This is a genomic window from Oscillospiraceae bacterium (assembly GCA_031265355.1).
In the GTDB taxonomy this organism is placed as follows: domain Bacteria; phylum Bacillota; class Clostridia; order Oscillospirales; family UBA929; genus JAIRTA01.
In genome coordinates, this window is sequence record JAISCT010000075.1 from 1 (window position 1) to 15,068 (window position 15,068).

The 15,068-nt window shown below is 60.9% G+C and carries 8 protein-coding genes; all 8 read right to left on the reverse strand.

The window, feature by feature from the left end; translation table 11 throughout:
* On the reverse strand, window positions 1–7,217 hold a 7,217-nt coding region (locus LBK75_11330; protein ID MDR1158869.1), incomplete at its 3' end, for a carboxylesterase family protein.
* Between the two features lie 235 nt (window positions 7,218–7,452).
* A complete protein-coding gene (locus LBK75_11335; GenBank protein MDR1158870.1) occupies window positions 7,453–8,946 on the reverse strand; it encodes a histidine kinase in 1,494 nt (497 codons plus the stop codon).
* Window positions 8,947–8,952: 6 nt separating this feature from the next.
* On the reverse strand, window positions 8,953–10,575 hold the full coding sequence (locus LBK75_11340; GenBank protein ID MDR1158871.1) for a response regulator: 1,623 nt from the start codon (window positions 10,573–10,575) through the stop codon (window positions 8,953–8,955).
* Between the two features lie 488 nt (window positions 10,576–11,063).
* Complete coding sequence (locus LBK75_11345; GenBank protein MDR1158872.1) at window positions 11,064–11,696, reverse strand: hydrolase; 633 nt, start codon at window positions 11,694–11,696, stop codon at window positions 11,064–11,066.
* A 151-nt stretch (window positions 11,697–11,847) separates the two neighbouring features.
* Window positions 11,848–12,489, reverse strand: coding sequence for a phosphoribosylglycinamide formyltransferase (purN, locus tag LBK75_11350; GenBank protein MDR1158873.1), 642 nt, complete (start codon window positions 12,487–12,489; stop codon window positions 11,848–11,850).
* A 57-nt stretch (window positions 12,490–12,546) separates the two neighbouring features.
* Window positions 12,547–13,572 carry a phosphoribosylformylglycinamidine cyclo-ligase gene (purM, locus tag LBK75_11355; protein ID MDR1158874.1) on the reverse strand — a complete coding sequence of 342 codons (1,026 nt, stop codon included), beginning with the start codon at window positions 13,570–13,572 and terminating at the stop codon, window positions 12,547–12,549.
* Between the two features lie 158 nt (window positions 13,573–13,730).
* Window positions 13,731–14,441: a phosphoribosylaminoimidazolesuccinocarboxamide synthase gene (locus tag LBK75_11360; GenBank protein MDR1158875.1), complete on the reverse strand. Its 711-nt coding sequence runs from the start codon at window positions 14,439–14,441 to the stop codon at window positions 13,731–13,733.
* 3 nt (window positions 14,442–14,444) lie between these two features.
* Window positions 14,445–14,960 (reverse strand): 5-(carboxyamino)imidazole ribonucleotide mutase, encoded by a 516-nt coding sequence (gene purE, locus LBK75_11365; GenBank protein ID MDR1158876.1) that lies wholly within the window; start codon window positions 14,958–14,960, stop codon window positions 14,445–14,447.
* Window positions 14,961–15,068: the final 108 nt, after the last annotated feature.

Genomic DNA, 15,068 nt, shown 5'->3' on the forward strand with positions numbered 1-15,068 from the left:
CCGTCCGTCTCCGTCACCCTGGCGACGGCCGGGTTGCTGACTGTCACCTCGTAGAACGCCGGGTCGGCGTCCGTCAAAAGATTCAGCGGCGCTTTGCCTTTGATGCGCAGCGAGATGCGAGCGCTGCTGTGGGCCCGCAGCACCGTCGTGTAGATAGGCGCTATGTGGGTGACGCCACCCACCGTGACGACATACTCGTGGCCGCCCAGCCAGGATTTGTCCGCCGTGACGTCCGCCGGCACCGTGACGCTGAACCGGCCGTCCTCATCCACCGTCACCGTGGTCTCATAGTCGGCGTCGTCCATCGTCGGCGTCCGGTTGTACGCCGCGAGAAGCGGCAGTTCCCAACCGGGCACATAGTTCCGGCCAGTGATCGTAACGATCTTCTCCGCCTTATCGGCCGTGACGGTGAAGTCGCCCGTTTCGACCTGTGCGAAGAGCCAGTCGACGACACCGAGCGTCTCGCCGTCATAGCTGTCGTTCGCCACCGGCACCCAGGACCAGTGCCCGTTGTACTCCACTGTCGGGAAGATCGTATACTTGAGGTCGTCGCCGGGCTCCTTACCCAGTTCTTGCAGCGTAGCGTAGATCAGATCCGAACTCTGCGCGATGGGGACCGTGGGGTCGGTCTGCGCGTGGAACAGCCACATCGGCAGGTCTGTGAGCTTTGCATAGTCCGCCGTCGTGAACGCCGGGTCTGCCACCATCGTCGCCGCGCAGATCGGTATCGCCGCCGCGAATAGGTTCGGGTAAGCGGTGATCATCGACATCGTCATCATGCCGCCCATCGAGCAGCCCGTCACGTAGATGCGCGCCGTGTCTACATCCGGGTGGGCCGCCAGGATCTCGTCGATCATGGCTTTGATCTTGGCCGCGTCCATCCGCTCCCAGACCAACACAGCCTGCGGCGCCGCCACATAGCTCGGATTTTGCGCCTGCCGCGCGGGCTCGGCCCAGGCCGTCGCGCCCTCGTTGCCGAGGAGCTGTTCCTCGTTGCCCACGCCGAAGTCGGTCTGGCTGTGCCCCTCACCGGCCCCGTGGAGCCAGACGATCAGCGGGTATGTCTTTCCTTCTTCCTTCTCGGGGGTGAACAGTCGGTAGCTCAGGCCGTCATCCGTCGTCTCGCGGGAGAAGTCGTCGACAATCAGATTGATCCGCCCTGCGTTCACGTATCGGGTGTCCGCCGCAATGGCGGTCTCACCGTTTTGGATGGCGGCCGTCTGCTGTACCGCGTACATCTCCAGCGGCCGCACCACATTGTGCGAGGCCATGAAATTTGTAAAATTGAACATGTACTGCATCACGTAACTGTAGTTCGCGTCGTTGTACCCATAGGGCAGCTCCAGCACGATATAGCGGCCGGAGGCAGTCCCGACGCCCGCCGGGTCGATTTCCTCTCTGTCGTTCACATATGCCTTGGCGATCGCCCGGGCCACCGGCGTTGGGTTCACTCCTCCCGTGAACATGTCCAGTTGGTTCAGCGTGACGGCGAACGCGTCCGCGTAGGCGTCGCCGGCGGCAACACTCTCACCCATGTCGATGATCACGGCCGGCACCACCGCGCCGTACTCCTCCACGCGCGTGACCACCTTGAACGCACGTACTTTCTCAAGGACGGGCACTTCTGCAGCCGCACCCAGGATTCCGCTTCTCGCGGTCACGTAGTAGGTCCCGACGTCCGGCAGTTCCTCGTGATGGATAACCGCCTGGCCGCCCGTCCCCGTGACGCCACGGCCGTACACCGTGCGCCCGTCTGTAAGCATCACTTCGGCCCCCTGCACGGACGCGCCGCCCGCTGCCGTCACCGCCACGGACAGGTCTCTCTCGATCCCGGCCAGCACCTCCGACGTCAGGACGGAGACCGTCAGTGTGTCGAGTCCGAGTGTCTCGTCTGACATTTGATAAAGACTGTTTTTGGCATATACCAAATTGACAAAGTCGCGCCGCGGGAACTCGGATCCGTCGGGGAACGCCTCTCCTAAGCGGAAACTCATGAACTCTCCGCCGCTGGCGGCGTCGGCGGTGCGCCACAGCGGCAGTTCCTCGCCGTTCGGGTCACCTGTCTTGACGAAGTTCGCCCAATAAGAAGACATGAGCTCACCCAACCGGTAGTCGGCCTCGGTCCACTGTCGCTGTTTGGGATCCGTTCGCATGGAGTTGAACATGTACCACAACTCAGAGGAGTGGAAGGCATGGTAGAACGCCTCGTCACGGTCCCCTACAACCTCTTGGCTGTGCGGCGGAAGCTGATGCTCAAAGTAGTACACATAGGCTCTGTGGTCCTCGTTGTGCAGGTTGCTGTACATCGCGGAGAGTCGGTACTGGGCAAGAATGCCATCGGCGTTGCTCCGCAGATTCATGCGGTAGGCGTCCTTGTCCGTCTGCGCGTCATAGATATCCTCTTCGTAATAAGGGCCAAACCGGTTCGCCATATTGTTTTGGAACGCACTGCGGTTTGTCGTACCGCTTGGATTTCCAAAGAGAGAGGTGTACTCGTCGGAGGTGCCGCCAATGACGATGTCAAGACCGTCGAAAACACCCGGCCGGCTGAGATCCACAGATTCCTGTGTGAGGACATGACCGTCCAGCACCATGTTGCCCACATTCAACTGCCCTTGTTTGGCCAGCAGTGTGGCGGCGTCGATCTGACGGAGTGCGGCGACGTCGGCGGTCCCGAACTGTGTCTGCATCCGGGTCGCCATTGCCTCCTGGGTCGTGACGAGCGTCGGATAACTGCTCGCCGCGTGATATCCGCTAAACCCGCTCTGCAGAATCGCGCGTTTAAACAACCCCTTCGCCAACGGTGAGGAAAGCAGACCCCTGACGGACATGCCGCCCGCGGACTGCCCTGACACCGTCACACGATTCGGGTCGCCCCCAAAAGCCGTGATGTTATTCTTGACCCATTCCAGACTCTTAATCTGATCGAGAAGTCCGTAGTTGCCCGAGACGCCGTTTGGATCCTCCGCAGAGAGCCCCGGCAGCGACAGGTAGCCGAAGACGCCGACGCGGTATTGGATCGAAACAACGATGATTCCCTTCGCCGCCAATTTGGAGGCGTTGAATTCCACCTCGGACGCGAAGCCGTGGTCAAACCCGCCGCCGTGGATCCACACCAGCACCGGCAGTTTTTCGTCACCGTTTTGCGCGGGTGTATAGACGTTCAGGTACAGGCAATCCTCGCTGACCGCAGGTCTCGGAGAGCCCTCATAGTAGAACTCGTCGCCCCAGAAGCCGCCGGGCGGATTGAGATCTGGATTTTGGTATGCCTGACTGCCCCAGGTGTCGCATATACGCACCGCATTGCCCCATACGACCGCGTCGAGGTCCTGCGGCGCCTTCCAGCGAAGTTCACCTACGGGCGGTTTGGCAAAGGGCACCCCCTTGTAAATTGTGACGCCCGCGGTGTCGGACGCTACGCCTCGGATCAGACCGCCGGTGACGGGAACAATCCCCAGTGTGCGCTCGCCTCTCACCTGCGCGAAGAGCCAATCGACGACACCGAGCGTCTCGCCGCCATAGCTGTCGTTCGCCACCGGCACCCAGGCCCAGTGCTGGTTGTAATCCACTGTCGGAAAGATCGTGTATTTGAAGTCGTCGCCGGGCTCCTTGCCGAGCCCCTGCAGCGTGGCGTAAATCAGATCGGAACTCTGCGCGATTCGGACGGTTGGGTCGTTTTGCGCATGGAACAGCCACATCGGCAGGTCTGCGAGCTTCGCGTAGTCCGCCGTCGTGAACGCCGGGCTTGCCACCGTCGTCGCCGCACAAATCGGCATCGCCGCCGCGAACAGGTTCGGATAAGCGGTGATCATCGACATCGTCATCATGCCGCCCATCGAGCAGCCCGTCACGTAGATGCGCGCGGGGTCCACATCGGGGTGGGTCGCCAAAATCTCGTCGATCATCCGTTTGATCTTGGCCGCGTCCGCCCGTGCCCAAGTCGTCGGGGATTGCGGCGCCGCCACGTAGCTCGGATTTTGCGCCTGCCGTGCTGGCTCGGCCCAGGCCGTCGCGCCCTCGTTGCCGAGGAGCTGTTCCTCGTTACCCACGCCGAAGTTGGCCGGATTGTGGCCCTCGCCGGCTCCGTGGAGCCAGACGATCAGCGGATAGGTCTTCTCGGCCTCCTTCTCGGGCGTGAAGAGGCGGTAGTTCAAACCGTCGTTCGTCGTCTCGCGGGAGAAGTCGTCAACGATCAAGTTGATCCGCCCCATGTTGACGTACCGGGTGTCCGCCGCAATGGCGGCCTCACCGCTTTGGATGGCGGCCGTCTGCCGCACCGTATACAGTTCCAACGGCCGCACGATGTTGTGCGCCACCGCGCCGCCGAATATGTACTGCATCACATAGCTGTAGTTCACGTCGTTGTAGCCGTAGGCCAGCTCCAGCACGATGTAGCGGCCGGAGGCGGTCCCGACGCCCGACGGGTCGATCTCCTCTTTGTCGTTTACATACGCTTTGACAATCGTCCGGTTCGCCGGCGTGGGATTCACTGTGGTGGCGTTTGTCAGCCGGTTCATCGTGACGGCAAACGAATCCGCGTCAAAGCCGCCGGCTGCGACGCTCTCGCCCATGTCGATGATCACGGCCGGCACCACCGCGCCGTACTCCTCCACGCGCGCAACCACCTTGAACGTACGCGCCGGCTCGTACGTAAACGAGGCTTTGACGCCCCGTTCGGCGAGTTCGAAGTTGTTGGAGGTGTCGCCGATGATTACGTCAAACGTCGTGCCCTCCGCCACTGTCCAACCGTCGCCCTCGCCGTAAGTCACATTGGACCCGCCGGTCGACGCGCCGGCGAGCACTTTGTCCTGATTCTGTCCGTCGTCGAAGTATTGCAGATCCGACAGACGGATCGTGAACGTGACGTCCTTTGTCTCATCCGGAGCCAGTTCCACTTTCGCGTAGTCGCGCAGATCCTTCATCGGACGCCCCTCGGCCGCACAGCTGTCCGCGCCGAGGTAGAGTTGCACGGTCTCCTTACCCTTGACAAGCCCCGTGTTCTTGACGGCGACCGTCGCCTTTATCGTATCCTCCGGATTCTTGCTGTTGAAAATATCACGGCTGAGGCGCAGATTGGAGAATGCAAACGTTGTGTAGGAGAGGCCGAACCCAAACGGATAGGCCACCTTGGCGTCATACTCCTCTTTTGTCGCCAGTTTGGTGTCAAACCAGCGGTAGCCAACCAACACGCCTTCGTCATAGAACACAGGATTTGTGCCGAATCCGCCGTTTGTATCGGTTCCGCTGTAGGCATTGGGACTGCGCGCCACGCCCTGCTCTTTCAGCGCGAGCGCGGCCGCCACGGACGGGCTGTCCGCAAATGACTTGGTAAATGTCTGTGTGAGTTTCCCGGAAGGATTCACGGCGCCGGAGAGCACGTCGGCCACCGCATGGCCGCCTTCCTGCCCCGCGAGCCACGACACCAGAATAGCGTCGGCCACCGGGGTGATCTTCGTCGTGTCGATCGCCGCGCCGACGTTTAAGATCACCACGAGTTTCTTGCCCGCCGCGTGCAACGCCTGCGCGTAGGCATTCAGCGCCTTCTCTTCGTTGGCCGTCAGGTAGTAGCTGTCGTTGCCGGTGAATGAGTTGTCACTGCCCTCGCCGGTCTGGCGGCTGATCACCATGAGTCCATACGCGGCATCGCTCGCCGCCAGCGCCGCCGTACTCGTCGCCAGCGTGCTGTCATTGAATGTGCCGCTGTAGTTCAGCGTGATGCTGGTGACGCGGTTTGACTGTCTGCCGTAGCTGAGGCTCTTCGTCTGGCCGGCGGCCTGGTTGATGTCCTGCACCGGACCATGAATCTTAAATCCGCTCTCTTGGAGCGCGCTTTCCAGCGACACAACGCTCGCGTGTGTCGGGTCGAAGTAAACGCCCGCGCTGCCGCCGCCGCGCGCTACAATATCGGTCGCGGTGACGCCGTTGTCGCCAAACCCGCCGCGCCCCTTGAGGTTGGCGCTGAGCAGCAGACTCATGCCCGCCTCCGCAGGCAGCGGCAGTACGTCCTCATTTTTGAGCAACACCATCGCGTCCGCCGATGTTCGCCGCGCGAGCGCATTTGACTCCGCAAAGAGCTCGGACGCGTAGAAATTCTGTTCCGTCTGTACGAGGTCGATGGCTGTGCCCCATGTGCCGTATTTGTCCCTAAAAATGTTACTCCGCGTGACGCCGCGCAGGATGTTTGTCACGTTGCGATCGAGCAGCGCCATCGTGAGCTGCGGGTAGGTGGCGTCCGGCGTACCCGACTCGTTGGCGGTGATCGTGTTTCTGATATTGGTCTTCTGCGTGGCGTTCATGCTGGACTCCACGAGGTCCATCTGCGCAAGCAAGGCCTGACGCCCGTCCGAGGCCGCGCCCCAATCGGACATCACAAAGCCATCGAAGCCCCAATCCCCGCGCAGCACGTCGGTCATCAGCCACGTGTTGTAACAGGCGTAGATGTTGTTCAGGCGGTTGTAAGAGCCCATCACGCTCATCGGCTTCCCGCCCCGCACCGCTATCTCAAACCCTTTGAGATAGATCTCGCGGAGCGCGCGCTCGGAGATAATCGTGTTCCCGCCAGAACGTGAACTCTCCTGCTCGTTGCCGGCGTAATGCTTGAGCGTGACGCCGACGCCCTGAGACTGCACGCCCTTTGTGTACTCAAGCGCGTTGGTCCCCGAGACAAACGGATCCTCGGAATAATATTCAAAGTTGCGTCCCGCCACGGGGTTGCGCAGGATGTTCTGCCCCGGCGCGAGCATGAGATCGATCCCGTAAAAGACTGCTTCTTTGCCGGTCTGTACGGCAATGTCGTGCATGGCCTGCTTGTCCCACGTGGAGGCGATGGCCGTCGGCGAGGTCCACGTCGTCGCCTTGTAACCCATACGGACGCCCGCGGGCCCGTCCGACAGCGTCAGCGGGGGGATGCCCATTTCTTTGAGGCGCGCCGAGGTGTAGGTGCCGCCGGCGGCACCGGTGTTTTTGATCCGCGTCCCTGCGTTTGCGTTCCCCGATGTACCGCCGAGCAGATCCACCTTTTCCGTCAATGTCAGTTGGGAGACAACGGCCTTAATCAGTGCCTCCGTCTCCTCCTCGGTCCATGTCCCCGTCTTCAGTTCCTCCAGGGACCGCAAGGCCGGCTCCTCCGCCGCATAAACTGCCATCGGGACAATCGACAGCAACAGGGCAACGGCGAGAAACCATGCGAGACTGCTTCGGATACCTCTCCTCTTCATGTGTCAACAACCTCCTAAACTCTTACGGCGCCCGGCACAGCCGGACGTTTCTTCAAGATGATTTTATCATAGGAAATCCGAAAAAGAAATTTCATTATATTTAGATATTCTGTGCTTTTCGTCATTTTTTTGTGCAACCCGTCAGATAGCGTGCACCATTTTTCGATTGCGTAAAATAATGCACGATTTACCCACTTTAAAGAAATCGAGCCGCTTTGCCGTTTATCGCCATATCTCATTTCCAAGAATTCGGTTCTGCCGGGTAACAGACCGTCACAACAGTCCCTCCGTCTGCCCGGTGTGCGAATCGCAGACTGACCCTCTCGCCGTAGCGGAGGCGCAAGCGGTCGCGGATGTTTTGGATCGCCATGCCAAACCCCTCCTCCGCATCCACCAGGGCCGCGTCCGCCTCTGTGGGCGGCGGGAGCGCCTCGCCGTTTAACATCCGCAAAACGTCGTCTGAGATCCCAACGCCATTGTCCGCAATCGAGACTCGCACGTTCGAGTCCTCCGCAGCGGCCTCCACCACAATCTCTCCCTCGTAGGGCAGGGGCTGGATACCGTGGAAGATCGCGTTTTCCCCGAGCGGCTGCAGCAGCATGGGCAGCACCTTTGTCTGTGCCAGCGCCGGGGGCAGCCGGAATTCGGCGTGGAATTTGTCCGGGAAGCGGTACGCCTGAATGGAAAAATAACTCTCAAGCAGTGCCATCTCCTCTGCCAGTGTGATGAACTCATCGCCTCGAGACTGAAACCGAAGAAGCCTTATCAGCGCGGCGGTCATCTTCTCAATGCTCGCGATGTTGTTCAGCCGGGCGATCCAGTGGATGGAGTGGATCGTGTGGTACAGAAAATGCGGAGTGATCCGGTACGAGAGAGCGGCCAGCTCCAGTTTGCGTTTGCGGGCCTCGTCCCGCTCGCGGGTCTGCAGCATGGCCTGGATGGTATCGGCCATGTGATGGACGCCGACCGCCAAACGGCCGACCTCGTTGTCGGCGATGGGGGTCGGAGCAAGGGAGAAGTCGCCCCGCTCGATCCGCTCCATGTCCTCTCTGAGCTGCCGGATGGGCCGGAGCGATTTTCGCATGAACCAAACCGCGAACAGCGAGAGCGCGGCAAACGCGACGAGATTCAGCGAGATCATCAGGTAGGCTGTCCGCCCCAGAAAGCTGTCGTTGTACCACATCTGCGCCGCGAAATACGCCTCACTCGCGGTGGTAAGCGCCTCCGCAGGCAGTACCACCTGACTCAGATGCTCGGCGTAGGGATACCAAGGCAGCTCGTCCAGCAGCACCAGAAATTCCGCGTTTCGCTCCCCCTCAAGGTAATACCGCACGCCCATCTGGGAGATGCGCATATACTCGTCATACGCACTCTCCAGCGCGCGCAGGTCTTTCGTCATTTCCTCGCTGCCCGCAAATGAACGCAGTGCCGTGAGCACTTGCTCAATCCGGTACACGTTCAGATCGTAAAAACGGCGCACGATAAGTCCTTGCTCTGTGCTCTGCTGGGCAATGTCCCGTTCCATACAGGTGATCTCGGCGAAACAAATCCGAAACTGGTATAGATTAGAAAGGTACCGCTGGTATGTATCCCGGTCCGCGTAGCGCCTGGCCGCCGCTTGTCGGCTGTAGACGGTGCCGGCCAATGTCACCAGCAGGGACAGCGTCATGAGCGACGCAAACGTCACCACCACCGTCCGCACGATAGAGCCCTCCCGCCGTTTTCTCATGGAGCCTCATCCCTCCCCCGGTCTGTCAGGCGGCGGTGCCTCGGACAATGGCGTATCCTCCAAAGCGCCCCCGGCGGTGCGATACTCGGCAGGCGTACAACCAACCATCACTTTGAAACGCTGGCTGAAATACCGGGCATTCTCCATCCCGACTCGCTCGGCGATCTCATAGATCCGCAGCGGACGGCCGGACGTCCGCAGGAGACGTTTGGCCTCCTCCATACGGATCCGCGTGAGCGTCTCGATGAGACTCTCGCCCGAGAGTTTTTTGTAGACATGGCTGATGTACGCAGGGGACATGCGCAGGTAGTCGGCGATGTCTTGCAACGAGACGGCGTTTTGGTAGTTTTCGTGGAAATACCGCAGGACGCGCCCTCTGAGCTCGCCGCCGTCCACCCGCTTTCCCATTGAGAGGCGGAGCCGCTCGATGAGGAAATCACACCGCTGCCGCAGCGTGTCGCAACGCAGGATGTCGAGGCTGCGCATGCCGCTCTCCGGGCCGGCCGCGCCGCTTCTGTCCACGATGTCTTTCACAACGGCAAAGAGTTCTAGGCAGGCGTTGTCGGCCGCTTCCCGGTCGAACAATCCCTGGATATCGCGCATGACGATCTCCTCGATGATCCGGGTCACTTCGGCTTCGTCGCAGGCCTCGCAGGCGCGGGAGAGTCGCAGGGACGTTTTTGTGACGCTGAGGAAAAACCGCCGGCGCTCGCGCAGATCGGCCTCGCACACCGCGCGCCGCCCGCTGAAAAACAGCCGATTCGCGAGCAGTACGCGCGCCGCTCGGTAACAGTCGCAGAGCCGTTCGCAGCTGTCCACACGAGCGCGCGCCTCGAAGATCCGGTACCCGGAGAGACGGGTCAGTTCCGCCGAGAACTCGGCGACAAAGGCGCCGGCCCGGGCGGTGAGTTCGTCCTCCCTATCTCCAAAGAGCGCGCAGAGGAACTCGTTTTCCCCCACATGCCCCGTCACGCAGGCAGTGCGCTTCCGGGCATTCTCCTCGGCCAGATAACGCACGGTTCGCATCAGCACATCGCGCTCGGTCTGATCTGCGTCCCCGCTCGCGAAACGCATCCGGTAGCTGTCCAGCGAGAACAGAAGCAGCTGCTGTTTCGCGTAGCCGGAAAGCCACAGGTTCGACAGCGCGGTCTGCAATGCGGCGCCGTCCGGTTCGCATCCGCGCGCGATCTCAAAAACAAGCTGTGTCTCAAGCGCCCGCCGGTCGTGCAGCGTCCGACCCGCGCGGCCCTGCTCGATCTCCTTCTTCACCCGCGTCAAGATGTCGATGAGACACTCCGCCTCCATGATCTCGGATTTCAGCACATAGTCGAAGATGCCAAGCCGGGAGGCGTCTCGCAGTTTGTAGAAGTCCTCGTACAGGCTGAGGACGATGATCTTTGCGGCCTGGCCCCGGTCCCGGAGGCGGCGCACAAAGGTGAGTCCGTCCATCACAGGCATCCGGACGTCGGTGATGATGAGCTGCGGCCGGATCTCCTCCGCCATGTCGAGCGCGATCTGTCCGTTCGCAGCCTGCCCAACAATCGTGAATCCCAATTTTTCCCAATCGATCATGGACGTCAGTCCCAGCCTAACGTAGACCTCGTCGTCCACAATCATCGTACTGATCATTGCACCTCTCCTCCTCAATGGTCCGCGCGCCAAAAGGTATACGTTTTAAAAAGCCCCTCTCATCTGCCATTTTCTCCTCGACGCGGCACGCCAATCATCCAATTTTCACAAAACACAATGCCACCAGGCGGATTCTTTGTTGCCTTTTCTGTCAATTTATGATACAATGAAAACAATATCACAACACATACCGATGCCAAAAAGGTATACCTTTTTAGGATCCACTGTCTACGGTTCAGATGTCAGAAGTGCGTCTGACGATGGCCGTGCGGAATAAATCGCCGGACAGCGGCGGGCGAGGCTTTTGACACCCGAATCATCATATGACATATATTTGTTGAAGTCAAGAGAACTTTCTGCATTTTTTGTAAATAACGCCCATGTCTGAGTGCTACATTTGACAAGTTTCTATCTTTCAAGACACATAAAAGCCACACACGGACTAAAATTGACCCGTGTGCGGCTTTTTGAGATGACTTCCCGCCTTTTTAGTGTTTGGGGATCATTGCCTCCGCGTATTCGACGCCCAGACCGTACGCGCCGCCAAGTTCGCGGATTAGGCCCATCACGGCGTTGTACGTGTCCTTGTTGTTCCAATCGCGCTGGAACTCAAGCAGTACCTGCTGCCAGGTCACGGGGACAACGCCGGCCTGGACCATCCGCCACATGGCCGTGTGGTGAGCCTCCCGCGAGGCTCCGCCGCACGCGTCGGCGGCCACAAAGACCCGGTAGCCGTCCCGCGCCATGCTGAGCGCGGGGAAGGCGACGCAGATCTCCGTCCAAAGACCCGCGAGGACAATGTGCTTTCGGCCTGTCTCCTCCACGGCCCTGCGCAAATTTGCATCCTCCCAGGCGTTGAGGGTGGTTCTGTCCACGGGCACGGTGCGGGGGTACACGGCTTGCAGCCGTGCGTACAGGGGGCCGGAAAACGTCTGCGCGGTCACCGTGGTGAGCAGGCAGGGCACCTTGAAGATCTGTGCGGCCTTTGCAAGGCCGACGACGTGGTCTGCGATGGCGGCGCGAAACGCGCCCTCCACCCCAAAATACATCTGCGGCTGGTGGTCGATCAGCACCACAGTCGTCTGGGCGGGGTCCAAAAGACAATCCGGATAGTTTCTCAACGGCGACACCTCCATATAGTGGGTGTCCCTAGCATGAACCATCTCCCCGTCATTTATGCGCCCATGCACCTCTGTAACCCCATACCCTGGCACCCCACACCCGCCTTCATCCGCTCACATACCCTTCGCACTCATTGTCAACTGTTATCTGTCAACTGTCAACAGCTTCCATCACCCTTCGGCCGTCCACGTGCAGCCGCCCCTCGCAAAAGAGACGCACGGCCTCGGGCAGCAGGATCCACTCGGCCTGTTCCATCACGCGGCGCTGGAGACTCTCCGGCGTGTCGTCCGATTCGACGGCTACGGCCTTTTGCAGAATGATCGGGCCGCCGTCGGTCTCCTCACTGACAAAATGCACCGTGGCGCCGGTGACTTTCACACCGTACGCGAGCACCGCCCGGTGTACGCGCAGGCCGTAGCAGCCGTCTCCGCAAAAGGCCGGGATCAACGCCGGATGCACGTTGATCACGCGGCCCGGGTATGCAAGACAAAAGGCCGGCGACAGCACATACAAAAAACCGGCCAGCACGATGAGGTGGATGTCGCGCACGCGCAGCTCCTCCAACACGGCCTGCGTGAAGGCCGCGCGGGTCTCGTACGCCTCCCGCGCCACCACCCGCGCCGGGACGCCCGCTTGGGCCGCCCGCGTGAGCGCATAGGCATTTGGATGCGATGAGATCACCAGCGACAGCCGGCCGCCGCCCAGTCGGCCGGCTGCCTCGGCGTCGATCAGCGCCTGCAAGTTCGACCCGCCGCCCGACACCAGTACGGCGATGTTTTTCTCCTCCGACACAGCTCCTCTCCTCCTTGCTATCTTCAGACAACCTCCGAAAACTCCGTGCGGGCCTGTTCACCAGATCGTGACTCCGCCTTCACCGCGGCGTACGACGCCGATCATATAGGGATGTTCCCCCGCCTCGACAAGGCTGGTCACCGCCTCGCCGGCGTCTTTCTTATCCACCGCGATGACAAGTCCGACGCCCATGTTAAACGTGCCGTACATGTCGCGCGGGGGGATACACCCCTCCCGCTTGATGATGTCGAAGATCGGGTGCTCCGGGAAGCTGTGGGGTTCGATGGCGGCACAGAGCCCCTGTGGCAGCATGCGCGGCACATTTTCGATGAACCCGCCGCCCGTGATGTGGGCGACGCCTTTGACCTTCACTTTTTTCATCAGACGCAGCAGCGGGCGCACATAGATCCGCGTGGGCTTTAGCAGTTCCTCCCCCAGCGTGCAACCAAGTTCGTTGTAGTGGCGATTCAACGCGCCCTCTCCCTCGCCCAGTACGCGCCGCACGAGCGAAAAACCGTTGGCATGCATCCCGGACGAGGACAGTCCAATCAGCAGGTCGCCCTCGATGATGCGCCGACCGTCGATCCGCTGCTCGTAGTCAACGAGCCCTACACAAAAGCCGGCGAGATCGTACTCGTCCTGGGCATAAAAACCAGGCATCTCGGCGGTCTCCCCGCCAACCAGTGCGCAGCCCGCCTCCCGGCAGCCCACCGCCATGCCGGACACGATAGCGGCGATCTTTTCGGGGGTGTTTTTCCCACAGGCGATGTAGTCGAGAAAGAAAAGCGGCGCGGCGCCCGAGCAGACCACGTCGTTGACACACATGGCCACACAGTCTATGCCCACCGTGTCGTGTTTGTCAAGTACGAAGGCAATCTTGAGCTTCGTGCCTACACCGTCTGTGCCGGAGACCAGCACCGGCCGGCGCAGACCCGCCAGATCCGGCTCAAATAGGCCACCGAAACCGCCGATGACACTCAACACGCCTTTTGTATGCGTCGATTCCACGTGTTTCTTCATCAGCGCCACGGCTTTGTATCCGGCCTCCACGTCCACGCCGGCCTGCGCGTATGCCTTACTCATCCCAGACCTCCTCATATAGTACCTTGTTGCCGCGAAGCGGCAACAAAAACAAGAATTTGGGTTGTGGGTTGCAGGTGCAATCCACGTTAGAATGATATAGGATCTCGAGAAAAATCACGCTTTTGGACGGAAATTTGCCATGCCCCAGAAGAGAACCGCTAGGCCCCCAACAGGCGGCGCAGGATCTCCCGGTAGGCGTTCTGTTCGCCGCCCAGGTCGCGGCGGAAGCGGTCCTTGTCCAACTTTTCGCCGGTGTCTGTATCCCAGAAACGGCAGGTGTCCGGGGAGATCTCGTCGGCCAGTACCAGCGCGCCGTCCGGCGTCCGGCCGAACTCCAGCTTGAAATCAATGAGACGGATCCCCAAGTCCTGCAGGTAGGCGCTCAACACCTCGTTGACTTTGCCCGCATACGCGTCGATCCGCCGCAGCTCCTCGCGGGTGGCAAGCCCGAGCGCCAGCGCGTGGTATTCGTTGATCATCGGGTCGCCCAGGTCGTCGTCCTTATAGGAGTATTCGAGCACCGCGACAGGCAGCGGCGTGCCCTCGACAATCCCCAACCGCTTGGACAGCGAACCGGCGGCGATATTGCGGACGATCACCTCGATCTTCACGATCTCCACACGGCGCACCAATGTCTCCCTGTCCGAGATCTGGCGGACGAAATGGGTGGGCACGCCGTGGGTCTCCAGCAGCTGCATCAGATGGTTCGTCACCCGGTTGTTGATGACCCCCTTGCCCTCGATGGTGCCCCTCTTCAGGCCGTTGAATGCGGTGGCGTCGTCCTTGTAGTCGACAATGACGAGCGTCGGGTCGTCGGTGGCAAAGACCTTCTTGGCCTTGCCCTCATAGAGCAGCGCGCCTTTTTGCATGGATCACAACTCCTTTTTGCAAGATTCGGACATCTCTTCTGCTCGCAGGGCGCGGTCGGCGGCGCGGACCTCGTCGGCCATCTCCGCCCGGTAGCGCAGCAGAGCGGTGTGCAGCGCCTCGTCAGACACCGCCAGGATCTCCACGGCAAGCAGCGCCGCGTTCTCCGCTCCGTCGATGGTCACCGTCGCCACCGGAACGCCGCGCGGCATCTGTACGGTGGAGAGCAGCGCGTCCAGCCCGTCCAGCGTGGAGGACTTGACCGGCAGTCCGACGACGGGCAGCGCCGTCACGGCGGCCAGCGCACCGGCCAGATGAGCCGCCTTGCCCGCGGCGGCGATCAGCACGCCGAAGCCCTCCGCCCGCGCGCACCCCGCAAAGTCGTGCGCCTCCTGTGGGGTACGGTGGGCGGACATCACACGCGCCTCAGCCGGTACGCCGAACCAGGCAAGCACGTCCAGCGCCCGCTGGACCACCGGCCGATCGCTCTGTGACCCCATGATAACGGCCACCTTTTTCATCGGCCGCTTCACCATCCTTTCTAAATTTACATTTTATTCCAAATTTACATCAAAGGCCGCGACAACGCAGACAGACAGATAGGTAGACAGACAGGCGCCGGTGTGATT

Coding starts and splice junctions, on each gene's coding strand:
- LBK75_11335 (MDR1158870.1), bottom strand. CDS start 8,946: ATGAGAAAACGGCGGGAGGGCTCTATCGTGCGGACGGTGGTGGTGACG.
- LBK75_11340 (MDR1158871.1), bottom strand. CDS start 10,575: ATGATCAGTACGATGATTGTGGACGACGAGGTCTACGTTAGGCTGGGA.
- purM (MDR1158874.1), bottom strand. CDS start 13,572: ATGAGTAAGGCATACGCGCAGGCCGGCGTGGACGTGGAGGCCGGATAC.
- LBK75_11360 (MDR1158875.1), bottom strand. CDS start 14,441: ATGCAAAAAGGCGCGCTGCTCTATGAGGGCAAGGCCAAGAAGGTCTTT.
- purE (MDR1158876.1), bottom strand. CDS start 14,960: ATGAAAAAGGTGGCCGTTATCATGGGGTCACAGAGCGATCGGCCGGTG.